The following is a 22,911-nucleotide window of genomic DNA, read 5'->3' on the forward strand; positions in this document are numbered from 1 at the left end:
ACCTTCATTCAGGCTCGTCGGATTTCTCGCTTTCGACTACTCTCCGAAGGTGCGACACCCTTTCGGTAAGTGTGTGAACGAGATGTTCTATTTGGGTTGCGCGCGCGGTCATTTCATCCCGTGCCCGTAATGCCCTATCCCTTTCGGCAAGTGCGGCAGCTAGATCAGCTTCGGCGGCCTGCAGGTGGTTGTCTGATTTATGAGTCGCCCTAAGCATCTCCTCCAGTCGAACGCTCAGGGCCTTCGAGATTATTACCGCCTCGCCGAGTCTTATTCGTCGTGCTCTGTCCACGTCTTCTGCATTCTTTTCGATCCGCAGAATTGCAAGATCGTCCATTTTCGTGCCCAGTGAGGTCACCTTCTCGGCGAGGGCAGCCTGAGATAGCCCGCGCTCGGCGCGTAGTTCGCGGAGCCGCCGGGCGAACATCACCTCTGCGCGCTCCGCTGGCGTTGGTTCACGTTGGTCCTTCACGACACGAAGGTACCTGCTTGACTTGAAGTCGTCAACGTGTACGGTGACTCCCAACGTTGGATCTTCAGTTCCAACAGGGACCAGACAGGACAGAAGTATGAACCAGCAGGACGCCTCTGACCAGCAGAGATACCTGGTGACGGAAGAGTTGGCGACTCGCTTTCGGACCGCCGACTCCACGATCAGGTACTGGCGGATGGTCGGCTACGGCCCCAAGGGCGTGAAGGTCGGTCGGCGCGTGTTGTACGCGCTCGTCGAGGTCGAGAAGTTCGAGGCGGAACTTGCTGCCACGAGCGAGACCGCGTGATCACCATGACCAACGCCCAGAAGATGGACCACCCGGCCGCGAACTTGGCGGCTCAGGCCGGGCGGCCCGTCGAGACGAACCAGCAGGAGAACACCCGCATGTCCATCACCAGCGAGGCTACCGCAGCCGCGCAACCCGTCCCGACCACCGCGAGATGCGTCGACCGACCTGCACTCCGCGCAGCTGCCATTGACCAGGGCGCCGAGCTGATCCGCCAGTGCGAGTCCGGGCACCTGTCGATCAGCGAGACGGTTTCGCAGATCGGCGAGGTGTTCAGCAGTGTGCCGCCGAGGCCGAACCCGCCGACCGAGGCTGAGGTCGACGCCGCGTGGTCGTTGATCCACACCCTGATGGCCGAGGAGCAGTGGGCCGAAGCTGCCGAGCTCGCCGATCAGTCGTACCGCGTGACGCTGCTGGCCGAAGCGGAGCGGACCGGGCGCACGCCCGAGGACCTGCACCGCGATGGCTGTGCCCAGCTGCGCGAATTCCTCGACGAGCGCCACGCCGCCGAGGAGGTGGGCCGGTGACCACGCCTACCTACACCGTGACCCGGCTGGAGCAGCTCGTCACGGCCTACCTCGCGCAGGTCCGGGCGGGCGCGCTCACCCTCGACGAGGCCGAGCAGCGCATCACGGCCGCGTTCACGTCGCTGGCCGAGCAGCAGGTGGCCGCCGCCGCGCTGCGCGATGCCGAGGTCACCGGCAACCGCGAAGGCATCGTGTCCGCTGACCCGGCCGCCACCTCTGCCCGTGCGGCCCAGCTCGTCGTGCCGCGCAGCGGCACACAGCGGGCGCGGCTGCTCGACTACATCGTCACCGCCCCCGCCGGCGTCACCGACTTCGAGGCCGAGCGTGATCTTGGCCTGCTGGGAAATGCAGTGAGACCGCGACGGAACGAACTTGTCGCGGGCGGCTACGTGATCGACTCCGGCAAGACCCGACGGCACCGCGGGACCGAGTGGTCGATCTGGCTGCCAACCGCCGAAGGGCTGTCCTGGTACTCGCGCCGGATGGGCGGTGCCGCGTGAACGAGTTCGAGTGGCTTTCCGCCGAGGCCGATGACGCTGCGCGTCGTATCGCTGGCCGTCTCGCTCAGGAACAGCTGGATCGGTTCGGCCCGCGCGGGATCAGCGACGACACCGAAGAGGAGTTCGTCCAGCGGATCACCGACACCGTGTTCCCGCTGGTGAGGCAGCAGTACTACCTGTCCATCACGCAGGAGCTGAACCTCTTCGGGTTCGGCAAGATCACGCAGGTCCTGACCCGCTACGACGCGGCCACGAACGCGCTCGACCGTGACGGCCTGATCTGGTCGTGCGATCTGGCCGACGCGCTCGGCTGGAACCCCGCGGATCTGGCCGAGCTGTGCCGCCGCGAGTACCTGTGGGAAACCTCCGAGCAGTGGGAGATCGACCGGAAGAACGGTGCCCACGATCCGAAGTGGACACCGAAGTTCACGCCGATGGGCGTCAGCGTCTGGCACGGACCGGGCAGCTCGGACGAGCACTACGGCCCGGACGGCATGATGCGCGGCCCGATCCTGAAGAACTGGCAGGACCTCTACCTGATCGACACCGACCGGATCCTGATGCTGATGACCCACTCGCCGTGGGCACGCGAGTTCATGACCAACGCGAAACCGTTGCTGTCGCACGCCTTCGAACAGTCAGGGCTCGCGGATCTGTTCGCGGACGTGCAGACGCTGCGCCACAGCGACGGCGAAATGGTCGAGACCGGCGAGTCGCTGGCCGACGCGTTCGCAGAGGACCGCGCCGGCATCACCGAAGAAGAAGCTGCCCGCCGCGCGATGCGTGGCCCCATCGCCGACTTGGAGGATCCCTCGTGAGCTACCTCGACCGCGTCCCGTTCGCCGAGCGCACCCCCGAGCGGGTGCTCGAGCACTACCACGCGTCATACCCGCTGCTGGCCGCCTACGACGCCGTCCTCGCCGAGTTCAACAGCTCGGAGTCCATCCACGAGCCGTCGGCCGGCGGCCTCGACGACCGCCAGATCGCGCGGATCGCGCTCGAGCGGATCGGGCTTCCGCCGCGCACCATGCTCGACATCGCCGGGGCGGTCGCGTTCGTTGACCAGCTCCGGGACGAGATGGTCCGGCAGTGCCCGCCGCCCGCACCGAACCTCGCTCACTCCGTCATCCACGCCGAGTACCCGTGGGCCGGGTGCGTCATGTCGCCGGACACGTTCGCCGAGATGACCGCCGAGCGGCGCGCCGAGCACGCCGCGTCCGTGGCCGAGGAGGTCTGGGCAATGAACCCGGAACCGGAGCGGATGAAGGCGTTGTTCGCTCAAGCGCTCGGCTACGCGCTGCCCGCGCTGTACATGGTGATTGCATCGGAGCACGCCCGCGAGGTGACCAAGTGAACGCACTTGTCATCTACGCCGCCGTGGCGCCGATCGCGGCCACCTGGGTCGGCGTCGCAATCGGACGCCGCTCGCCGAGCCGTGAGGCGCTGCGCCGCCACGACGCGGCCGTGCTGGCCGAGATCGACCGGTACGCCGAGGACCGGGTCGCCCGGATCCTCAACGACCGCAGCTGAACCGAACCGCCCTGCGGGGCTGGGTTTCGGCCCAGCCCCGCCCGGGACTGCGAAAGGCGCCACCCGTGGCACGTGAACAGGCCAACGTTCGGCTGTCCATCTGGACGGATCCGGACTTCCGCGCGCTCAGCGTCGAGGCGCAGCACCTCTACCTCCTCATCCTGACCTCGCCGTCGCTCAGCTACGCCGGCGTGGCCGACTGGCGGCCGAAGCGGATCGCTGCACTCGCGTCCGGCTGGGTCGCGGGCGCCGTCGAGACGGCTGCGGCCGAGCTGCAGGCGTCGCGGTTCCTCATCGTCGACGAGGCCACCGACGAAGTCCTCGTGCGCAGCTTCCTGCGCCATGACGGCCTGATGGCCCGCGAGTTCATGGCGACCGCAGCCGCCAAGGCCTACGAGGGCGTGGCGTCTGCGCGCATCCGGGGCGTGATCGTCCACGAGCTCCTGCGGCTGCGTCGCGACGAGCCGAGCCTTTTCGGCTGGAGCTCGAAACGCCTCCTGGCGGTACTCCAAGACCCTTCGGTCGATCCGTCCGAAATGGACCCCTCAGAGGCACCCGCAATGCCATTCGACAAGGCATCGGACGAGCCATTGCCGTTGCCTATTGGTGAGGCATCGGGAGAAGAGCCCCCTACTACCACTACTACTACCTCTACTTCTTCTACCTCTACAAACTACGGCGGCTCCGCCGCCGCGTTCGAGCGCTTCTGGGCCGAATACCCCCGCAAGGTCAAGAAGGCCGACGCCCGCAAAGCGTGGCCGAAGGCGTGCAAGCACCTCGCACCCGACCTCCTCGCCAAGGAAGCAATCCGATGGGCCGACCTGTGGCGGAAAGCCGGAACGTCCGAGCAGTACGTCCCGCACCCGACCACGTGGCTCAACGGCCAACGCTGGAACGACGACCCACCACCGCCGCGCGCTGTCGCCGCAGGCGGACATCAGACCTTCCGCAACCCGGCCGACCAGTCGGCCTACGACCAACCCCTGGGGTGACCCATGACGACCAACCAGCCACGACGACTTGCCGACACCCTCGCCGAGTGGGAGGCCGAGCAGCGCGCCGAGTGGGAGAAGGCCGGCACCGCGCTCACCTTCGACGCGTGGAAGCAGGAGCAGCGCGCGAAGGAAGCCGCTGAAGCCGAGGCCCGCATCGCCGCTGAAGAGCGTGCCGCCGCGTCACGCCGCGTCCGCACCCAATTCGAGCGACAGGTGCCTCACCGCTACCTCGGCGCCAGCACCGACCAGGCGGAACTGCTGACCTGGTCTGCGACGCTGGCGGGTGCAGTCCTGGACCGCGGCTACCTGCGCGGCCCGAGCATCCTGCTGGTCGGCCGGACTGGCGTGGGCAAGACCCACGCCGCATACGGCGCGCTCAGCCGCTACATCGACGCCGGCGGCCACTGTCGGCCCACCGTCGTCACTGCGGCCGACCTCTACGCGCAGCTGCGGCCCCGGCCCGGCCGCGACTCCGAGGAACTGTTCGAGCAGCACGCCCGCGCGAACCTGCTGTTCGTCGATGACCTCGGCGCCGCGAAGTCGTCCGAGTGGGTTGAGGAGATCAACTACCGGCTGATCAACGCCCGGTACAACAACAACCTCCCGACCCTGATCACCAGCAACGTCCCGCCCACCGAGCTCGGCGCCATCCTCGGCGACCGCGTCGCGTCCCGCCTCACCGAGATGTGCACCACCGTCGTCCTCAAGGGACACGACCGCAGGAGGGCAGCATGACCACACCGACCCGAAGCCAGGTACTGGCAGCCACCGTGCCGTGTACCTCGCTCGACCGCGACGGCCAGCCCTGCGGCAAACCCGGCCAGATCGGCCTGCCCGCCGGCATCTGCCCCGAACACGCCATCGCCGTCTACCGCGCCGTGACCCGGCTCATGGACAAGGCCGCCTGATGCCCGCCCCCAACCGTCCACAACGGCCAGCCACAGAACGGAGACACACCATGCCCTGCTGTCACGCACCACACGTACAGCTCACCTACGTCAACCCGAACCCGCCAACCGGTGACGCCTGCGAGCACGAGACGTTCGCCCATCAAACACCCGGCCGCGCCAACCACAACTACCAGCCGAGCAGAGTGAACGGCATGGGCCGATGCGGCTGCGGCCAGGACTGTCCCACCGAGCGGGCGTGGATGCAGCACGTCGCCTCGCTGCTGGAACCGGCGCCGCGCTGATGTCCAGGTCATGGGCTGGTGGCAGCACCACCCGGTGGCGCAAGCTGCGGCTCGACATCGCAGCACGCGACCGCTGGGTGTGCGGCCTCTGCCACCAGCCCATCGACCCACGGCTCAAGCACCCACACCCACGCTCACTGCACGTCCACCACACCCTCGGCAAACGCCACGGCGACGACCCCCGCCACCTGGTGGCCGCGCACGCCGAGTGCAACCTCGCCGAGGGGGAGCCAGGCAGGGACACCCCCGACCCCGCCCCGACTCCACGCACGAAATGGTGACCACAATGGACGCAACACGAACCGTCGACCAGCACAAATCGACCGCGCACGCCGACGGCGACCCGTTTTTTCCTGGTCACGGGGCGCCCCAGGACACCCGCCGTAGTGTTCTTTTTTTGCGTGGAGTTCTGGCCGGTTTCGGGCGGGTCGGGGCTGGGTTGGTCGGTGACGCTGGGGTACGTCGGGATCGGCGCCGGTTTGGTCATGCTGGTGGGGGAGGAGTGGGCAGATGAGCGTTTCCGAGGCGCTGAGCGCGTCGCTGGGCGCCGTGGAGCTACGGCCGGAGGATCAGGCGGCGGCTCAGCTGGCACGCGCGTATGCGGCGGAGCTGGACGGCAACCCGGAAGCCTTGGCGAAGGTGGGTCCGCTGTTGCTGGCGTGCCTGGAGTCGATGGGGATGACGGCCAAGGGCCGCGCGGCGGTGCTGGGGAAGGGAGGCGACCGTGGTGAAGGCAAGCAGCGGCGTAGCGCGCTCGACGAGCTCCGCGAGCGACGTGACGCCCGCCGTGCTGGGGCGGACTGAGCCGCGGTTGTGGACGCCGCCGCTACGTGAGCTGACGCCGGCCACCTCCTATGGCTTCGACGTGATCGATTTCGCTGCCGAGGTGCTCGGCATGCCCCTCGATCCGTGGGAAGAGTGGCTCGTCGTGCACGCCGGCGAGCTGCTGCCCGATGGCCGGCCCCGGTTCCGCAAGGTGCTGGTGATCGTCGCGCGGCAGAACGGCAAGACGCACGTGCTCGTGGTGCTGGCGTTGTTCTGGCTGTTCGTCGAGTGCGTGCCGCTGGTGCTGGGCACGAGCACGAACCTCGGCTACGCGAAGGAGTCGTGGCAGAAGGCCGTGGATCTGGCCGAGCGCCTCGACGAGCTCGCGCCGCTGGTCGCGACGGTGCGCAAGGCGGCTGGTGAGGAAGCGCTCGTGACGGTCGAGCGGTCGCGCTACCGGATCGCGGCGGCGAACCGGCGCGGTGGCCGGTCGTTGACGATCCACCGGTTGATCCTCGACGAGCTGCGCGAGCATGACAGCTGGGACGCGTGGAACGCGGCCTACAACGCGATGAACGCAGTCTCGGACGCGCAGGCGTTCGCGATCTCGAACATGGGCGACGCGAGCGCCGTGGTGCTCGACTCGCTGCGATCGGACGGGGTCGAGCGGGTGAACGGTGTCGAGCGGATCCGCGCCGACGGCGACGCGCAGCTCGGCGTGTTCGAGTGGTCCGCACCTCCCGGCTCGGAGCCCGACGACCCAGAGGCGCTGGCTTCGAGCAACCCCAACCTGAACCGGCGGGGGATTGACCTGGCCTCGCTGCTGTCCGACGCGCGCCGGGCGAAGCGCAACGGCGGCGACGAGCTGGCGCAGTACCTCACGGAGATCTTGTGCTTGCGGGTGCCGCTGCTCGATCCCGCGATCGACATGGAGGCGTGGTCGGCGGAGTACCCGGCGGGCTGCCTCGACCCGGGCGACTTGGTGAAGTCGAACGTGGTGCTGACGTTCGACGTGTCGATGGACCAGAAACACGTCGCGCTCGTCGCGGCCGCGCGGATGGCGGATGGTCGGGTCCGGGTCGAGCCGATCGCGGCGTGGACGGACACGGCAGCGTTCCGGCGGGAGCTGCCGGGCTGGGTGCGCAAGATCAAGCCGCGCAAGCTCGGATGGTTCGCGCATGGCCCGTCCGCGGCCGTGGCCGCCGAGCTCGTGCAGCGCAAGGGCTGGCCGCCGCCGGGAGTTGAGCTCGTGCCCATCCGGGGCGAGGTGGCCGAGGTGTGCATGGGCTACGCCGAGCAGGTCGCGTCACGCCAGATCGCGCACTCGGGCGACGCGCTGCTGGACGCCCAGACCGAGGCGGCCGAGCCGAAGGCCCGCGGTGACGCGTGGGTGTTCGTCCGCCGCGGCGCCGGCCACGTGAACGCGGTCTACGCAGCGGCCGGCGCTGTGCACCTGGCCCGCACGCTACCGCCGCCGGTCGGCAAGCCGCGGCTGGTGGTGGCGAAGGGGACTCGACACACCTGACAGTTGCACGTCTGTTCATATGTCAGGGTGTACATGTATCGTGGCCGGTGTGGGCTGGTGGCGAACGCTGTTTCAGTGGGACCAAGCGCCTACCGCGGAGCGCAACGAGACCGCGGTGCGCTTCTCTGTGCCCATCGACCCCGTCAGGCCGATTGACTCGCTGCTCTCCTCGGGCCGCACGGAGTTGTCGTCCACGCCGGTGAGCCGGGAACGGGCGCTGTCGGTGCCGGCGGTGCTGCGCGGGCGGAACCTGCTGTGCTCGATCGGCACGCTCCCGCTCGTGACGCGGGACAAAGACCGGATGCTGGTGCGCTCGCCGCTGCTGGAGCAGATCGACCCGTTTACCGCGAACGTGGTCACGCTGGCGCAGACCGTGGAAGACCTCGTGTTCGACGCGATCTCGTGGTGGCAGGTCACCGACCGAATGGCCGACGGGTTTCCGCGCTCGGCGGTGCACCTCGACGCCGGCACCGTGTCCCTGCTGCCCCCGGCCGGCGCGCCGCAGCTGCGCACGCTCCCCTCTGGACAGCAGCTGCCGGGCGGCGTGGTGTGGGTCAACGGCGAACCGGTGCTCGGCCAGGACATGATCCGCTTCGACTCGCCCAACCCGCCGTTCCTCGTGGCCGCGGCGCGCGCGATCCGCCGCGCGATGGTGCTGGAGCAGTCCGCCACGATGTACGCCAACGACCCGCGCCCCTCGGACTACTTCACCCCGACTGAGGGCGCCGACCCGATCGAGGACGACGAGGTCGAGGACATCCTCGACGAGTGGCAGCAGGCCCGTCGCGCCCGTACCACCGCCTACGTGCCGGCCGCGCTGAAGTACGCCGTCGTCCAGGCCCCGACTCCCGCAGACCTCCAGCTCGTCGAGCTGCAGAAGCAGGTGACAGTGGAGATCGCCAACGCCTTCGGCCTCGACTCCGAGGACCTGCAGGTCTCGACCACCAGCCGGTCGTACGCCAACGTGATCGACCGGCGCCGTGACCGCATCAACGACGTGCTGTCGCCCTTCATGCGCGCGATCACCGACCGCCTGGGCATGAACGACGTGACCAAGCGCGGCCAGTACGTCGAGTTCGACCTGGACGACTACCTGAAGTCCAACCCGACCGAGCGGTGGGGCACGTACCAGACCGGCCTGTCCAACCGCGTGCTGTCCGTGCCCGAGGTGCGCGAGATGGAAGGCCTGCCGGCCGTGCCGGTCGAGGCTCCCGTGCGTCCACAGCAGACAGACCCGGCGGCCGCCCAGCAGACCGACCCGCAGACCGAGGAGACCGGTATGTCCCGCACCAGCCACGTCCGGTTCGCCGAGGACGGGGGCACTACGCGGATCGCGTTCGACATCCCTGCCGCCGACGCGCGGTTCACAGTGGACGCCGAGAAGCGCACCGTGTCCGGGCTGCTGGTGCCGTGGGGCAAGACCGCGTGGTCGAACTACGCGAAGTGGTCCTTCAGCAAGGACAGCCTGTCGTGGGCGGACCCCTCGCGGGTGAAGCTCAACCGCGAGCACGACCGCGCCCAGGCCGTCGGCTACGCCACCAAGCTCGAGTCGACCGACGCCGGCCTCGAGGGCACGTTCAAGATCGCGCGCGGAGCCGCCGGCGACGAGGTGCTGTCGCTGGCCGAAGACAAGGTCCTCGACGGCTTCTCCATCGAAGCCGACTTCACCGACGGCGGATGGGCGCGCGACCCCGATGACGACATGGTGCGGCTCGTGTCGAGCGCGCGCCTGGTCGGTACCGCGATCACCGCGGCCCCCGCATTCGACGACGCCCGAGTCACGAGCGTCGCAGCCAGCAGGAAGGACAATCCGATGCCTGATGAGCCGAAGGGCAACCAGGAGACCCCGGCCGCCGGGCCGGATCTCACCGCCGCGTTCACCGCCGCGGTGGAGGCATTCACCAAGCAGAACGACCGCTCCAGCAACCTGGTCGAGGCGATCAACTCGCTCGTCGAGGTGCAGCAGAGCCAGGCCGGCCCGGAGATCATCGACCCGACGCGCCGCAAAGCCGCGTTCTCGGTGAACGAGGAGCCGCAGTACCGGTTCGACGGCCTGCGCGGCAAGCAGGACTTCTCCAGCGACATGATCGCCGGCGCGAAGGGCGACAAGGAAGCGCTCGCCCGCGTCGAGGCGTTCGTCGCCGAGAACTTCAGCTACCAGCAGCCGGACGTGGAGTTCGTCACCAAGGCCAACGTCGCCACCCTCAACCCGAACAAGCAGCGCCCGGACCTCTACGTCGACCAGCTCGAGTACGCGACCCCGATCTGGGACTCGATCGTCAAGGGCACCCTGGCCGACTCGACGCCGTTCACGCTGCCGAAGTTCGCCAGCGCGGGCAGCCTCGTCGGCGACCACACCGAGGGCACCGACCCGAGTGCCGGCACCTTCACCACCACTTCGCAGACCATCACTCCCTCGGCCGTGTCCGGCCGGGTCGAGGTCACCCGCGAGGCGTGGGACCAGGGCGGCAACCCGCAGCTGTCGACGATCCTGTGGCGGCAGATGGTCCGCGCCTACAACGAGGCACTGGAGCAGTCCGCGGCCACCATGATCGACGGCCTCACGGTCACCGCGATCACGCTCACCGCGGGCGGTGTCGACGGTGCGCTGGCGCAGGAGGTCAAGAAGGCGCTGGCCGCGCTGCAGTTCGTGCGCGGCGGGTTCCGGTTCCGCGACTTCAAGCTGGAGCAGGGCCTCTACACCGCGCTGGCCGCGGCGAAGGACGCCGACGGCCGGCCGATCTTCCCGGTGCTGGGCGCCACCAACGCCGACGGCACGATGGGCCCGTTCTTCGGCGGGATCTCGATCGCCGGGCTCGCGGGGATGCCGGCGTGGGCGCTGCCGTTCACCGACGGCGCCGCGAACGACAGCTACCTCTACAACCGCGAGGACGTGCACGGCTGGGCGTCGAACCCGCAGCGGCTGGAGTTCCAGTACCGCGTCGCGTTCGTGGACGTGGCGGTGTGGGGCTACAAGGCGCTGGCCTGCACTCGCACCGACGGCGTTCGCAAGATCACCTACGACAACGCGGCGTGATCGATCATGCCCGCGCGTAAAGCCCAGGAACCGGCGCCGGACCCCGCCCCGGAAACTCCGGACCCCGCCCCGGACGCCGAGGGCGCACCATCCACACCCGACGTGCCCCCGACGCGTCCGGTGTGGATGGTGCCGACTGAGGAAGGACTCGTGCCCGAGCACGAGTTCCAGCGACGAAACCCGTGAGGAGGTGAGCGGAGATGGCCTGGCAACCGGACTACGTCACGACGACGGAGCTCGCGGACTACGTGCACGCCGACGATGTCACCGACGAAGAGCAGCTGGCCCTGGCCATCTCCGCCGCTTCCCGCGCCATCGACCGGTTCACGCGCCGGCAGTTCGGGCAGACAGCCGCGGCTGAGCCGCGGTTCTACACCCCGTACTGGTCGGGGCGCCGGTGCGCGTGGCTCGCGCTCATCGACGACGTGATGGTGGCGCCGACCGAGGTGGCCACCGACCCCGGTGATGGCGCCTGGACCGTGGAGCCTTCCCCGGTGATGCTGCCCCGCAACGCGGCCGCCGAGGATCGGCCGTGGACCGAGGTGCAGCTGCCGGGCACGATCGCCGCGATCGCGGTCGACGGGGTCCGGGTCACCGCGCTGTTCGGGTGGGCCGAGGTGCCGGCCACGGTCAAGCAGGCGACGCTGATGCAGGCGTCGCGGCTGTTCGCCCGCCGAGACTCCCCGTTCGGCGTGGCCGGCTCGCCGGACACCGGATCCGAGCTGCGGCTACTGGCCAAGCTGGACCCGGACGTGCAGGTGATGGTGGCCGAGTATCGGCGCCGTGCCCTGCGGGTCGGGTGAGCTCGTGAACCTCGCGACCGTCATGGACCAGCTCGGGACCGCGCTCGAAACGCTCGACAAGGTGAACGTCTTCCCCTTCACCACCGACCGGATCACGCCGCCGGCAGCGATCGTGGTCTGGCCGGACACCATCGACTACGACACCGCCATGGCCCGCGGCGGGGACCGGATCACGCTGCCGGTCTACCTCGTCGTGTCCCGCATGGACGCGAAGAACGCGCGCGATCGGCTCGCGCGCTTCGTCAACGGCGCGGGGGATGCGTCGGTCAAGCAGGCGCTGGAGTCCTACGCCTACACCGCGTGCGACTCGGTGCGGGTCACCCAGGCCACCATCGGCGAGCCCCGGATCAACGGCGTCGACTACCTCGCGGCCCAGTTTCAACTCGACATCATCGGCCCAGGAGGTGCCTGATCATGGCCCAGGTTCACGGCAAGAACGCCTACGTATCGCTCGACGACAAGGATCTGTCGGCGTTCTGCAACAACATCGCGCCGAAGCGGTCGGCCGACAGCCACGACGTGACCACGTTCGGCTCGACCGCGCACAAGTACGCCGGCGGTCTGCTCGACGGCACCAACACCCTCACGGGCATCTACGAGTCCGGCGCGTCCGGCCCGAAGAAGGTCGTCGAGCCGCTGCTCGGCACCGTCGTCGAGCTCGTGTACCGGCCGGAGGGCACTGGCACCGGCAAGCCTGAGGACACCGTGAACGTCCTCGTCACGGCCTACGAGGAGACCACTCCGGTCGCGGACATGATCACCTGGTCCGCGACGCTCCAGCTCACCGGCGCGGTCGTCAACAGCACCCAGGCCTGAGAGGCATCGACATGGTTGTGTCCAAAGAGGACCTGCTCGCCAAGACCTTCGGCGTCGAGGAGTTCGACGTGCCGCAGCTCGGCGTGTTCAAGATCCGTCCCCTCACCCGCGCGGAAGCGCTGACGGTGAAGGACAAGGAACTTCCGGTGGCGAAGGCCGAGCAGTGGATCATCGCCCACGCCGTCGCCGAGCCGGTCCTGTCCGAGAAGGACGTGGAGCAGCTCCAGAAGCAGCTTCCCGCCGGCCTGTTCACCCCGCTCACCGACCGGATCGCCGAGATCTCGGGCATGAAGAAGGAGGCCGCCAAAAGCGGCGTACCTGGCGTTCGAAAGTGACCCGGACCAGGAGTTCTCCTATTACCTGGCGGACCGGCTCGGGCGCACGCGCGACGAGCTGCTCGCGAGCATGAGCAACGCCGAGTACATGGCCTGGACGGTCTACCACGGCCGCAAGGCACAACGGGCCGAGATGGAACAGAAGATGGCGGCACACGGGAAGGGGTGACACGGTGGCGGACGCGATTCGCATCGAGGGACTGCGCGAGTTCCAGCGCTCCCTGAAGAACATCTCACCCGAGCTGCCGAAGGCGCTGCGCCTGGCCGCGAACGACGCCGCCGAGCTCGTCGTCGCCGACGCCAAGCCGAAGGTACCGATCGGCCCCGGCAAGGGCGGCCACGCCGTCTCCAGTCTCAAAGCGGCATCCACCCGCACCGCGGCGCGTGTGCAGGGCGGCGGCAAGCGCTACCCGTACTACCCGTGGCTCGACTTCGGCGGCGGCGTCGGCCCCGGCAAGAAGACCAAGCGGCCGTTCTTCAAGAAGGGCCGCTACATCTGGGCGTCCTTCGCGGACAACCAGGACCGCGTCGTGCAGCAGCTCGCCGACGGGCTGTCCAATGTGGCGCGCCAGGCCGGTCTGGAGGTGGAGTGATGGCGGGATCGCAGGGCCCCACCGTCAAGCTCACGTTCGCCGGTGACGCGGCGCAGCTGGACAAGACCATCTCCGGTGTGGGCGACTCGTCGGAGCGGATGGCCGGCCGGGTCGACGGCAGCGCACGCCGGATCGGCGACAGCTTCAACGGGATCGGCGAGAAGGCGGGCGAGGCGACGGACACCTCCGAGACCAGATTCCAGGGCTTCTCGGATACCATCACCGGTGTCGGCGACACCATCCAGGGCTTCAAGGACGGCAGCGTCACCGACATGGCGCTCGGCCTCGCCGACCTCGCAGGCGGCCTCACGGACTTCGTGATCCCAACGATCGCGTCGCTGGGCTCGACGCTGTTCTCGACCGTCGTGCCCGCGGTCTGGTCCTTCACGACGGCGCTGCTCGCCAACCCGATCACGTGGGTGGTGATCGGCATCGTCGCCTTGATCGCGGCGATCGTGCTGATGGTGACGCACTGGGACGCAGTGAAGCAGAAGGTCACCGAGGTGATCGGCTGGATGCTCGTGAAGTGGAACGACTTCACCAACTGGATCTCCGGGATCGCGAGCAAGATCGGTGGCTTCTTCTCCCACATGTGGGACGGCATCCAGGCCGGAGCGAAGTGGGCGATCAACGGCGCGATCGACCTGCTCAACGGCGGCATCTACGCGATCAACAAGCTGATCCACGGCGTGAACACGATCACCGGCGTGGTCGGCATCCCGGGCATCCCCGACATCCCGTACATCCCGCGCCTGCACACCGGTGGCGTGGTGCCCGGTGTGGCCGGGTCCGAGATGCTCACCATCCTCCAGGCCGGCGAGCGCGTCATCCCGGCGACCGGACCGCAGGGCGGCGGCGGCGCGGCCGCGGTCACGTTCGGCGGCAACGTGGACGGCGCGTTCGCGACGGCCTTCATGAAGCTCGTGCGCACGGGTGCGATCCAGGTGCGTGCATGATGGCCGTTCCCTTCCTCCCCGAAATCCCAGGCTCCCAGATCCGCGTGGAGATCGCGTGGGGCGCGGACATGACGGACTACAACGGGTTCTCTTGGGTATGGGCCGACGTGACCACGGACGTGCTGTTCGACGAGAAGATCAGCGTCACGTTGGGCCGCAACGACGAGGCGAGCACCAGCGGGCCGACCACTATCAGCCTGAAGCTGGACAACTCGACGAACGCGTACTCGCTCGGCGGCATCTCGCCGAACTACCCGAACGTGCGCCGCAACGTCCCCGTGCGCGTCTCGGTGGACCTCAACGACCTCAACGGGTTCCGCGTCGTGGCGCAGGGCTACGCCGACGGGTTCAGCCCGGAGTGGCGCGATGATGTCGGCCGGATCCCCTTGGCTGGGCTGTCCGCGTCCGGACTGCTGCGCCGTCTGCTGCAGGGCAGCGACCCGTTGCGCTCAGCGCTCTACCGGTTCCACACCGTCGGCAGCTTCACCAAGCCGGTGGAGTACTGGCCGCTGGAGGAGGACAAGACCGCATCCGCTGGGATCTCCGACACCGGCGGTCTGCCTGCGTTGGTGAAGCCTGGCGACATCGGTGGAGTCAACTACGGCAAGGTGAAGTGGGGCGGCGACACCGACAACGTCGCCACCGAGCGCGCCGTCCAGGTGTCGGCCGGCGCGTCGATGTACTGCCCGGTCCGGACCTCGCTGTTTCCCGATGGCACGCAGACGTACTGGGCCGTGTCGTGGATCATGCGGTACACGTCCATCTCGGGCGCCAAGTTCTTCCTGACCACGCAGGGGCAGAACGCCCTCACGATATACGCGATCTTCTACACCGACGGCACCGTCGAGGTGTACAGCTCGCAGCCCGCCGGCGACACCTTGCAGATGAGCTACACGCAGGGCGACTTCACCGGCTGGGACGACGTGTGGCACTCGTGGACGCTCACGGTAGACCAGTCCGTTACGAACACGCAGTGGAACCTTCTGCGCGACGGCCAGCTTGTGGCCCTCAAGATCAGCGCGGTGCTGCCGCGCGGCGTGCCCTCACAGATCCGGTTCGACTCACTGCCGGACCCGGGCAACGCCGAGGACCCGGTGACCCTTGGCCACGTCGCGTTCTGGAACTCGCCGATCGTGTGGAACGGCGACTACGCCGAGGCCATCGTGGCCTACTCCGGCGAGAACGCTGCCCTGCGCCTGCTGCGCCTCGGCATCGAGCAGGGGTTCAACGTCAACGTCGTCGGCACCGTCGGCGTGCAGATGGGTCCCCAACGTCCGGTGTCCGTCGTGGATCTGCTGCGCGAGTGCGAGGCGGTGGACCAAGGCGTGCTGCTCGATGGCCTGGACGCCGGCCTCACCTACATCACCCGCGGCGAACGCGAGAACGCCGCCGTAGACCTCGCGCTGGACGCAACCGAGCTGTACCCGCCGTTCCAGCCCACCGACGACGACCAGCGCAACCGCAACCGCGTCACCGCGTCCGTCACCGGCGCCAGCTCGAAAACCACGTTCGAGGACACCGACGGGCCGCTCGGCACCGACGCCATCGGCGTCTACGACTCGTCTTCCGAGGTCAACCTGTTCGTGCTCGACGACGTGGTCAACTACGCGTCGTGGGCCGTTCACCTCGGCACCGTCGAGGGCTACCGCTACCCGACGCTGGCCGTGAACCTGCGCGCTGCGCCAGCGCGCGCGTTCGAGGTGCTCCAGGTCCGACCCAGCACCCACGTGTCTGTCTCGAACGTCAGCGACGTGATCGCCGGACTCCCCGACGACACGGTGGACCTGCTCGTCGAGGGCATGGAACACAGCCTGTCCCCGCGCGAATGGATCTTCACCGCGAAGTGCAGTCCCGCGGCGCCCTGGACCATCGCCACCATCGCCGACGAGACCGGCGACACCGACGACGACCTCATGCGGCTGCAGACCGACGGAGCGCGGATCCCGCTTCCCTCGCTCGTCGGCGCCGGCCCTGGCACCTCGGCGAACAACGCCTCGCTCACCCCGACCTTGCCCGCCGGCGGCCGAGCCGGTGACCTGATCCTGGTGCTCGCGTCGATCCGCAACAGCGGCACCGGCACACCGAACACCCCGACCGGATACACCCTCGTCCAGGGTCCCAGCACGCCTGCGAACATGCGGCTGTTCTACAAGGTCCACACCGGCACCGAGTCGAACCCGACCGTGAGCTTCACCGGCGGCGCCACGAACGCGACGACCGTGGCGCAGGCCGCGATCTTCCGCAACGTCGGCGCACCCCAGCTCTACAGCGAGCAGCTCAACGCCTCGGCCCAGAACATCGCCTGGCCCGGCGTCGCGCACTACGACTCCCCGGCGCTGGTGATGGCGCTCGGGTGGAAAGCCGACGACTGGACCACCGTCGACCCTGTCGCCACCGAGATCGGCGAGCCCGTCGGCACCGCGGGCGACGATGCCGGGATCGTGTGGGACTACATCGTGGCCGGCCCCGGGCAAGGCGGGTCGGTGCTGCCCGCCGTGTTCCCGGTAAACGGCGGCGCTGCAGCGATCTCCCGCGGCGCCATCGTGGTGTTCGACGCCGTTCCTGGCACCGTCGGCACGACCTCACTGAAGGTCGAGACGCCGTCTGGTCCGTTGTGGACGACAGCCGCCGACGACTTCCCGCTGTACCTGTCCGTCGGCGGGCTGAAGGTTCGTGCGACCGCGTGCAGCGCCGCGACCGGCACGCAGCAGACGTTCACCATCGACGCGCTCCCGGTCGGTAAACCCGCCGGCACCGCGGTCGAGGTGTGGGACCCGCCCGTGCTCGGGCTGTGAGAGGAGGAAACCGTGGGATTCACCGCAGGCCAGAAGGTCCGGGCGTCGCAGCTCAACGCGCTCACCGCACGCGGCGGCGAGTGCTGGTCAACAGGGACCGCCGGCGTCGGCCAGACCCTGAACGCGGCCGCGACCAAGCTGCAGTTCCCGAACATCGTGGTCCCGTTCACCGGCGACATCACGTTCAACGGCACCGATACCTGGACCACGGGAGCCCTCGGCCTGGTCGTCGACATTCTGTGCCAGCTCCGCAACACCGGGAACGTCGTCGGCGGCGTCGCGATCATGTCCGGCACCGCCTACAGCGACGCCAACGCGCTCATCGCACCGTTCGCCACGGCACAGTCCAGCGGCGGCTGGGGCGACAAGGGCGTCTCAGGCAGCATCTACGTGCCCCCGAACACCACCATCACCGCGTGGTTCTACAACGCCGGCACCTCCACCACGGTCGCGCAGTCGACGCGGCCGGCGAAGTTCAGCATCTGGGGAAGGGCGCTGGGATGACCGCGGAGGAAGATCGCCGAGCTGGAGTCACGATCACCAACCGCGAGATCTACGACCAGGTGCTGGCCACCAAGGACCTCACCGCGAAGTTGGTCGACAAGATCGACGTGGTCGAGAAGCGCGACACCGACCACGAAGCCCGTATCCGTTCGCTCGAGCAGTGGCGCTGGACGATGACCGGGATTACCGCGGTCATCTCCTGGGGTGGCGCTGCCATCGTCGCCGCGATCACCGGAGGCTGACCCATGCCCACGTCCCAGAACGGCTACACCGCCCCGATCACGCCCGTGGGCCGCGCCCTGCCCGGTGGCTCGGTGCCGCTGCGCGCTGGCGCAACTGGGGACCTGCTCGCGTGGGTCGGCCGGCAGTTCCACGCCCGCGTCGAGCCGCTCATCTGGCCGGGCTGCTGGGGCTACGCCTACCGCGACGTGCGCGGCGCCACCGACCTGTCGAACCACGCCAGCGGCACCGCGCTCGACCTGAACGCGCCCAAGCACCCGCTCGGCACGAGCCCGTCGGCGAACTACACCTCGGCGCAGATCGCCACCATCCACGCGATCGTCGCGCAGACCAGCGGCTGTGTGCGGTGGGGCGGCGACTACGTCGGCCGCAAGGACCCGATGCACTTCGAGATCGTCGCCAGCGAGGCCGCGTGCGCCGCGGTGCTGGCTCGGCTGGCGGCGGCGCCGCCGGCTGGTGGAGGAACCGCGGGCGGCGGCACCGTCCACGACCAGGAGGACGAAGACGTGAGCAGCGACGTGATCATCGGCACCGGCACCGGCACCGGTCCGGACCAGCCGTGGCAGGACCTCGTGGTCCCGGTCAACGGCCACCAGTACCTGCGGATCGCCAGCACGTACCAGCAGGACGTGATCGTCCAGGGCATCTCGATGGTCGACGACACCCCGGGCGGGAAGGGCACCCACGGCGTCAGCGTCCAGCTCGGCGGCGAGGTCGACGCCGACCGGCCTGGCCCCTGGAACCTCGTCGGCGCCGACAAGGCGTTCGCGAACTACTCGCACATCGTCGCCCGGGTAAAGGCCCCGGCCGGCGCGAAGGTGAAGGCGTGGACCAATGACCGCCCCTGAGCCGCGGACCGCTCCGGTGCCCTGGTGGGCGCGTTACGCGAAAGGCCTGCTCGCGCTCGCCGGGAGCGTGCCGCCGGTGACCGTGTTCGCGTGGCTCGACTCGGTCGGCGTCCACGCCGTGCCGCCGTGGCTCCAGGCGCTGATCACGGGTGTGTGCGCGGTCGCCGCCGTGGTGGCCGGTCCGAAGAACGTCCCGAAGGTCTGAACGATCTCATCGCAGAGGGGCCTGCTCAAGCGCGCGGGCGAGGCGCGCTGGCACTTCCTCGCGGTGCCAGTGCTCAGCGGCGCGCTGCTCGCAGATGGTCATCGGCACGTCGTCGCCGTCGACCTCGATGATCTTGCCGTCATCGTCGTAGACCTCGCCCGCGTAGTTCCAGTGCCAGCCCATCGTCACCGCCCGATGTCGGCCGGGAGCGCGTGGGGCGCGCACGCCGGGCAGTCCTCGCCGTGCGCCGCCGCGGCCGGGGTGTGCCAGAGCCCGCACATCGACTTCACGATCGTCCCGTTGGCGGTCGTGAGCTTCGAGTAGATGACGTGGCGCTTGCCGTCGTCCGTAGGCATCCACACGAACTTCACGAGGGTCCGCGGGCCCACGGTTATCGCCTTGCCCGGAAGCACGGGCGGCAGTCACGCGCGCGGTCGCGGTTCTCTCCGAGTTCCTCGGAGAGCTCGGAGCGGAAGGCCCATCGGCCGGGGATCACGAACGCGGCAAGTGTGCAGTCCGGATAGAAGGTGTCGCGCTCGCCGTCCTCGAGCTGAGCGCGCAGGTACCGGTGGTTGCGGGTGTCGCCTGCCCAGAAGTGCACGGCGTACAACGCGGCGTCGACCTGGACGGCCGTCAGCTCTCCCGTGATGCGCGTGGTCATGCACCGAGCATCGCGCCAGCACTACGCAGGGTGAAGAGGCTGGCCGATGCGTCACTATGCGCATAGACCAGTCAGCGCGCGGCCTTCGCCTGTTCAAGGCCGGCGCGGTACTCGTTCGTCCACTCGGCACCCTGCTGGTCATCGGGCAGGTTCCCGAGCCCGGTCTCCAGGTGGTCGACGGCGACCGCGTAATCGCCGAGCGCGAGGTGGGCGAGCCCGCTGTTCAGGCGGTGGAACGTCGGCGTGAGCCAGTACGCCGTTTCCGGCGGGTCGCCGGCGGCGTCAACCATGTCGTCCGCGTCGTCGAGCAGTCGCAGCGCGGTGTCCCGCTCGCCGAGCCGCGCGTACCCCTGCGCGGCCTGGATGGCGTCGCCAATCCGCTGGCTCGGGTGCGCGCCTGGCGTGCCGTACGCGGCGAGGAACCACCGCACCATCGCGCGCGGCCGGCCCTGCTGGCGGGCGAGGTAGCCCTTGAAGTTCGCGGCCTGCGCGGCCAGCGTGCCGTCGTCGGCTTCATCGGCAAGGTCCTCGGCTTCGGTGAGCAGCCGCACGGCCTCGCTGTCTTGGCGCGCTTCCGCGCGCAGCCAGCCGGCGAACTGGACGTGCTCGGACGCGACCGCGGCCAGCTCTCGCCGGATCGGGCCGCCGGTGGCGCGGAGAAGACCGGTCACCATGTCGGCCTGCGCGAGGGTGGCGGGGATCATCGGTTCGGGCCCGATCACGTCGTCGAGCCGCCGCTGTGCGGCGAGGCTGTCCGCGAGCGCCCGCACTGCCTCGGCGTCGATGCGCTCGGGGTGCTTCACGCTGTAGGCGATGGCGTCGCGCTGGTCGCTGTTCAGCGGACCGGTGTCCAGCGGTGACCACAGCTCGAGGAGCTCGCCGCCGGCGTCCAGGACCTCATCGAGCCGCGCGACGGTCTGCTCGTCGATCTCCTGCAGCCCGGATTCGTACCGGGACAGGCTGGACTGCGACACGTGCACGCGCTGCGCAAGCGCGGTCTGCGACAAGCGTGCCGCCTTGCGCAGGCGGATCAACGCGTCACCAAAGGTTTCGGCCACCCCAGAACCTCATTCGCGGAGTCGACCTCTTCGCGTGGCCCCGGGAGCTACCCGGGGCCGTTCCCTCCGCGAAGAGGTGCAGAACCAGCCTACCGGGATACGAGCTGCGTGTCGGCGCGGTCGTGTGCGCACTGCGTCATCAGGTCCAGCTGCAGCGTGAACCGGTCGACCGGTTGGCCGGGCGAGTACCGCGCGATCGCCGCGGTGTGCTCTTCGACGGCGGCCTCGAGCGCGGCCACGCCACCCGGCGCCGGGTACGAGCACCACGCCGGCCGCGACACCGTTGGGCTCGTCGAAGGAACTGGCTCGCCGGTGCATCCGGACACCAGGGCGAGCAGAGCAACGGCGACGAAGGCGAGGGCGGTCGCCGGCCTTTTTCGCGCAGCCACGAAAACGCCGTGCGCCACCACGGTCCGCCGGACCAGTCCGCAACGAGTCCGCAAAAGCTTCGTTTTCGGCCAACTACGGCCGTCACTAGCAAACGCTGAGATCCGCAGATCAGAGCCGGTTTCCGGGTGATTCCCCACGTCGACGCCGGGTGCGTCAACGTTCAGGTTCAACGTCTGAGCCTGCTCTCCGTAAATCCGGTCCTTGTTCCGGCACGAAAACTCTAAACTGACCCGGTGATCCGCGAACTGGAGACCGCCCTCGCCGAGCACCGCGCGGCGCCGTTCCCAGCTCCCGAGGTCGTGCGGGGCCGGGACGACGGCTCGGTGTGCGCCGTGATGATCGACGCCGACATCTACGCGCTGTCGGAGCGGGTGTCTCGCGGAGAATTGCTGGCGGATGGCCGGTGGAACTGGCTCGCGGAATGCGAGGCGAGACTGCAGGACTCGCTCGCCGAGTTCCCCGAAGCCGGGCGGCCGTACTACGCGCAGCTCCTGCGGATCGCCGAACTGGCGTTCCAGCGCATGGAGGAGCTGGTACAGACCAACGCCAGTTGACCGGAGGTCAGCATTCGTTCTTCGGAAGCTGGCCCTGTTCGCACAGCCACTCGCGCTGGGTTTCGCCGGAGGTTTTGCCGCGGCCGGGGCCGCCGGGGTCGAGGTAGCCCTGGTATTCCTTGCAGCTCGGGTTGAACTTGCGGGCATTGACGGCTCGTTGGCCGCAGCCGGGGCGGGTGTCGCGGATCTTGGGTTTGGGCGATGTCCGGGTGGTCCGTGGCGTCGAGGTCGACTGGGGTGGTGCGGAGGCCCGCGTCGGTGAAGGTGGCGGCGAGGTCGCCGAAAGCGGAGCCGCGGGAGGCGACACCAGCGCCCGCTGCGGGGCGGTGGGAGGCGACGCCGAGGTCGACACCGGCGCCGGCTGTGGGGCGGCGGGCGCCGCGCACGACGCGGCAGCCAGGAGCACCACGGCTGCCGCGCACGCGACGGACGAACGGTTCATGCCGAGTCGTCGGCACCGAACCGTCCGGTGTTCCCAAAAGTGAAAAAGAAGGGGCTCAGCCGAGCAGGCCGAGCACCACCAAAGCGGCCAGCGTGAACGCCGTCGCGAACATCGTGATCCAGGCGCGCTGGGTGGCCGAGAGGGTGGTGGGCGAGTTGTTCATCGCGTGTCCTAGCGGGGGGCGGGGCGGGCGGATTCCGCTGGGATAGCGCGCTGATCAAGGGTGGTGTTACGGCCTGTGGTCGAGATCACGGTGGGCGCGGAAAGTGCGCCACAGGACCGCGCCGGCGGAGGCGACCATCAGGGTGAACGCGATGGTGCCGACGACGATTGCCTGGGTCATGGAAAGGGGTCCCTCCTCGTGGAACGTACGAAGGGGGGACGTGTCAGACCGCGGAAGGTGTCGTGACAGTCGGGCGCGTCACACGGTGAGCGCGGCGTCGATCTGGCCGGCGAGCGCGAAGTCCTTCGAGGTGAGGCCGCCTTCGGAATGGGTGGAGAGGCGGAAGGTCACCGTGCGCCAGCGGATGTCGATGTCCGGGTGGTGGTCGGCGGCCTCGGCGAGTTCGGCGACGCGGACGACGTAGGCCACGGCGTTCGGGAAGGAAGACAGGGTCACCGAACGGGTGATCGTGGCGCCGTCGCGCTGCCAGTCGGGGACGGTGGTCAGGGCGGATGAAATCTCGGAGTCGCTCAGTAGTTGCGCCATGTGTCCAATGGTGAACCCGTTTGGGCTACGCTGCACGGTTGCCACGGGAGTCCGGTACGCCGGGCTGAGAGGCGGGTGCCCGAGACCCGCGACCGTTCGCACCTGAATCCGGATCATGCCGGCGCAGGGAGGCCTGCTCTCCTTGCTCACGG

33 protein-coding genes and 1 riboswitch are annotated in these 22,911 nt (G+C 69.0%); of the genes, 25 read left to right on the forward strand and 8 right to left on the reverse strand.

Going from position 1 to position 22,911, the window contains the following annotated elements:
* Window positions 1-4: 4 nt before the first annotated feature.
* Window positions 5-472 carry a hypothetical protein gene (locus ABZU76_RS02895; RefSeq protein ID WP_354864418.1) on the reverse strand — a complete coding sequence of 156 codons (468 nt, stop codon included), beginning with the start codon at window positions 470-472 and terminating at the stop codon, window positions 5-7.
* 97 nt (window positions 473-569) lie between these two features.
* Here ABZU76_RS02895 and ABZU76_RS02900 point away from each other — a divergent pair, with 97 nt between their 5' ends.
* From ABZU76_RS02900 to ABZU76_RS03015, 24 genes are all read left to right on the forward strand, one after another.
* Entirely contained in the window at window positions 570-779 is a 210-nt protein-coding gene (locus tag ABZU76_RS02900; RefSeq protein ID WP_354864420.1) for a hypothetical protein, read from the forward strand.
* Complete coding sequence (locus tag ABZU76_RS02905) at window positions 776-1,306, forward strand: hypothetical protein (protein ID WP_354864422.1); 531 nt, start codon at window positions 776-778, stop codon at window positions 1,304-1,306. Before ABZU76_RS02900 ends, ABZU76_RS02905 begins: the two co-directional genes overlap by 4 nt.
* The gene (locus tag ABZU76_RS02910; protein WP_354864424.1) at window positions 1,303-1,806 is read left to right on the forward strand and encodes a hypothetical protein; all 504 of its coding nucleotides are present in this window, start codon (window positions 1,303-1,305) and stop codon (window positions 1,804-1,806) included. Before ABZU76_RS02905 ends, ABZU76_RS02910 begins: the two co-directional genes overlap by 4 nt.
* Window positions 1,803-2,624 (forward strand): hypothetical protein, encoded by an 822-nt coding sequence (locus ABZU76_RS02915; protein WP_354864426.1) that lies wholly within the window; start codon window positions 1,803-1,805, stop codon window positions 2,622-2,624. The genes ABZU76_RS02910 and ABZU76_RS02915 overlap by 4 nt, the downstream gene beginning before the upstream one ends.
* The gene (locus ABZU76_RS02920; protein ID WP_354864428.1) at window positions 2,621-3,160 is read left to right on the forward strand and encodes a hypothetical protein; all 540 of its coding nucleotides are present in this window, start codon (window positions 2,621-2,623) and stop codon (window positions 3,158-3,160) included. Before ABZU76_RS02915 ends, ABZU76_RS02920 begins: the two co-directional genes overlap by 4 nt.
* A complete protein-coding gene (locus ABZU76_RS02925; protein WP_354864430.1) occupies window positions 3,157-3,336 on the forward strand; it encodes a hypothetical protein in 180 nt (59 codons plus the stop codon). The genes ABZU76_RS02920 and ABZU76_RS02925 overlap by 4 nt, the downstream gene beginning before the upstream one ends.
* A gap of 65 nt (window positions 3,337-3,401) precedes the next feature.
* On the forward strand, window positions 3,402-4,328 hold the full coding sequence (locus ABZU76_RS02930) for a hypothetical protein (protein ID WP_354864432.1): 927 nt from the start codon (window positions 3,402-3,404) through the stop codon (window positions 4,326-4,328).
* Between the two features lie 3 nt (window positions 4,329-4,331).
* A complete protein-coding gene (locus ABZU76_RS02935) occupies window positions 4,332-5,066 on the forward strand; it encodes an ATP-binding protein (protein ID WP_354864434.1) in 735 nt (244 codons plus the stop codon).
* Complete coding sequence (locus ABZU76_RS02940; RefSeq protein WP_354864436.1) at window positions 5,063-5,239, forward strand: hypothetical protein; 177 nt, start codon at window positions 5,063-5,065, stop codon at window positions 5,237-5,239. The genes ABZU76_RS02935 and ABZU76_RS02940 overlap by 4 nt, the downstream gene beginning before the upstream one ends.
* Before the next feature lie 238 nt (window positions 5,240-5,477).
* Window positions 5,478-5,804, forward strand: a complete 327-nt coding sequence (locus tag ABZU76_RS02945; RefSeq protein ID WP_354864438.1) for a hypothetical protein — start codon at window positions 5,478-5,480, stop codon at window positions 5,802-5,804.
* Window positions 5,805-6,033: 229 nt separating this feature from the next.
* A complete protein-coding gene (locus ABZU76_RS02950) occupies window positions 6,034-6,327 on the forward strand; it encodes a hypothetical protein (protein WP_354864440.1) in 294 nt (97 codons plus the stop codon).
* Window positions 6,248-7,813, forward strand: a complete 1,566-nt coding sequence (locus ABZU76_RS02955) for a terminase (protein WP_354864442.1) — start codon at window positions 6,248-6,250, stop codon at window positions 7,811-7,813. Before ABZU76_RS02950 ends, ABZU76_RS02955 begins: the two co-directional genes overlap by 80 nt.
* A 115-nt stretch (window positions 7,814-7,928) precedes the next feature.
* The gene (locus ABZU76_RS02960; protein ID WP_354864444.1) at window positions 7,929-10,850 is read left to right on the forward strand and encodes a phage portal protein; all 2,922 of its coding nucleotides are present in this window, start codon (window positions 7,929-7,931) and stop codon (window positions 10,848-10,850) included.
* Window positions 10,851-11,050: 200 nt separating this feature from the next.
* Window positions 11,051-11,653: a hypothetical protein gene (locus ABZU76_RS02965; protein ID WP_354864446.1), complete on the forward strand. Its 603-nt coding sequence runs from the start codon at window positions 11,051-11,053 to the stop codon at window positions 11,651-11,653.
* Window positions 11,654-11,657: 4 nt separating this feature from the next.
* Window positions 11,658-12,065: a hypothetical protein gene (locus ABZU76_RS02970; RefSeq protein WP_354864448.1), complete on the forward strand. Its 408-nt coding sequence runs from the start codon at window positions 11,658-11,660 to the stop codon at window positions 12,063-12,065.
* A 2-nt stretch (window positions 12,066-12,067) separates the two neighbouring features.
* Window positions 12,068-12,469 carry a hypothetical protein gene (locus tag ABZU76_RS02975; RefSeq protein ID WP_354864449.1) on the forward strand — a complete coding sequence of 134 codons (402 nt, stop codon included), beginning with the start codon at window positions 12,068-12,070 and terminating at the stop codon, window positions 12,467-12,469.
* An 11-nt stretch (window positions 12,470-12,480) separates the two neighbouring features.
* Window positions 12,481-12,804 carry a hypothetical protein gene (locus ABZU76_RS02980; RefSeq protein WP_354864451.1) on the forward strand — a complete coding sequence of 108 codons (324 nt, stop codon included), beginning with the start codon at window positions 12,481-12,483 and terminating at the stop codon, window positions 12,802-12,804.
* 173 nt (window positions 12,805-12,977) lie between these two features.
* Window positions 12,978-13,397 (forward strand): hypothetical protein, encoded by a 420-nt coding sequence (locus ABZU76_RS02985; RefSeq protein ID WP_354864453.1) that lies wholly within the window; start codon window positions 12,978-12,980, stop codon window positions 13,395-13,397.
* On the forward strand, window positions 13,397-14,353 hold the full coding sequence (locus tag ABZU76_RS02990; RefSeq protein ID WP_354864455.1) for a hypothetical protein: 957 nt from the start codon (window positions 13,397-13,399) through the stop codon (window positions 14,351-14,353). The genes ABZU76_RS02985 and ABZU76_RS02990 overlap by 1 nt, the downstream gene beginning before the upstream one ends.
* On the forward strand, window positions 14,350-17,148 hold the full coding sequence (locus ABZU76_RS02995) for a hypothetical protein (protein WP_354864457.1): 2,799 nt from the start codon (window positions 14,350-14,352) through the stop codon (window positions 17,146-17,148). The genes ABZU76_RS02990 and ABZU76_RS02995 overlap by 4 nt, the downstream gene beginning before the upstream one ends.
* A gap of 12 nt (window positions 17,149-17,160) precedes the next feature.
* Window positions 17,161-17,652 carry a hypothetical protein gene (locus ABZU76_RS03000; protein ID WP_354864459.1) on the forward strand — a complete coding sequence of 164 codons (492 nt, stop codon included), beginning with the start codon at window positions 17,161-17,163 and terminating at the stop codon, window positions 17,650-17,652.
* Complete coding sequence (locus tag ABZU76_RS03005) at window positions 17,649-17,894, forward strand: hypothetical protein (protein WP_354864461.1); 246 nt, start codon at window positions 17,649-17,651, stop codon at window positions 17,892-17,894. Before ABZU76_RS03000 ends, ABZU76_RS03005 begins: the two co-directional genes overlap by 4 nt.
* Window positions 17,895-17,897: 3 nt before the next feature.
* Window positions 17,898-18,740, forward strand: coding sequence for a M15 family metallopeptidase (locus ABZU76_RS03010; RefSeq protein ID WP_354864463.1), 843 nt, complete (start codon window positions 17,898-17,900; stop codon window positions 18,738-18,740).
* Window positions 18,727-18,945: a hypothetical protein gene (locus tag ABZU76_RS03015; protein ID WP_354864465.1), complete on the forward strand. Its 219-nt coding sequence runs from the start codon at window positions 18,727-18,729 to the stop codon at window positions 18,943-18,945. Before ABZU76_RS03010 ends, ABZU76_RS03015 begins: the two co-directional genes overlap by 14 nt.
* 6 nt (window positions 18,946-18,951) lie before the next feature.
* Here ABZU76_RS03015 and ABZU76_RS03020 read toward each other — a convergent pair whose 3' ends face one another.
* From ABZU76_RS03020 to ABZU76_RS03040, 5 genes are all read right to left on the reverse strand, one after another.
* Window positions 18,952-19,134 (reverse strand): hypothetical protein, encoded by a 183-nt coding sequence (locus ABZU76_RS03020; protein ID WP_354864467.1) that lies wholly within the window; start codon window positions 19,132-19,134, stop codon window positions 18,952-18,954.
* Window positions 19,131-19,334, reverse strand: a complete 204-nt coding sequence (locus ABZU76_RS03025) for a hypothetical protein (protein ID WP_354864469.1) — start codon at window positions 19,332-19,334, stop codon at window positions 19,131-19,133. Before ABZU76_RS03025 ends, ABZU76_RS03020 begins: the two co-directional genes overlap by 4 nt.
* 2 nt (window positions 19,335-19,336) lie before the next feature.
* Window positions 19,337-19,606: a hypothetical protein gene (locus ABZU76_RS03030; protein WP_354864471.1), complete on the reverse strand. Its 270-nt coding sequence runs from the start codon at window positions 19,604-19,606 to the stop codon at window positions 19,337-19,339.
* Window positions 19,607-19,677: 71 nt separating this feature from the next.
* Window positions 19,678-20,664 carry a helix-turn-helix transcriptional regulator gene (locus ABZU76_RS03035; protein ID WP_354864473.1) on the reverse strand — a complete coding sequence of 329 codons (987 nt, stop codon included), beginning with the start codon at window positions 20,662-20,664 and terminating at the stop codon, window positions 19,678-19,680.
* 89 nt (window positions 20,665-20,753) lie between these two features.
* On the reverse strand, window positions 20,754-20,945 hold the full coding sequence (locus ABZU76_RS03040; RefSeq protein ID WP_354864475.1) for a hypothetical protein: 192 nt from the start codon (window positions 20,943-20,945) through the stop codon (window positions 20,754-20,756).
* 342 nt (window positions 20,946-21,287) lie between these two features.
* Here ABZU76_RS03040 and ABZU76_RS03045 point away from each other — a divergent pair, with 342 nt between their 5' ends.
* A complete protein-coding gene (locus ABZU76_RS03045; RefSeq protein WP_354864477.1) occupies window positions 21,288-21,608 on the forward strand; it encodes a hypothetical protein in 321 nt (106 codons plus the stop codon).
* Between the two features lie 7 nt (window positions 21,609-21,615).
* On the opposite strand, the gene ABZU76_RS03050 is transcribed toward ABZU76_RS03045, so the two are convergent.
* Entirely contained in the window at window positions 21,616-22,050 is a 435-nt protein-coding gene (locus ABZU76_RS03050) for a hypothetical protein (protein WP_354864479.1), read from the reverse strand.
* Between the two features lie 421 nt (window positions 22,051-22,471).
* Window positions 22,472-22,759 (reverse strand): 4a-hydroxytetrahydrobiopterin dehydratase, encoded by a 288-nt coding sequence (locus ABZU76_RS03055; RefSeq protein WP_354864481.1) that lies wholly within the window; start codon window positions 22,757-22,759, stop codon window positions 22,472-22,474.
* 33 nt (window positions 22,760-22,792) lie between these two features.
* Window positions 22,793-22,906, forward strand: a riboswitch (TPP riboswitch).
* The last annotated feature ends 5 nt before the right edge of the window (window positions 22,907-22,911 follow it).

This window comes from Amycolatopsis sp. NPDC005232 (genome assembly GCF_040607795.1).
GTDB lineage: Bacteria > Actinomycetota > Actinomycetes > Mycobacteriales > Pseudonocardiaceae > Amycolatopsis.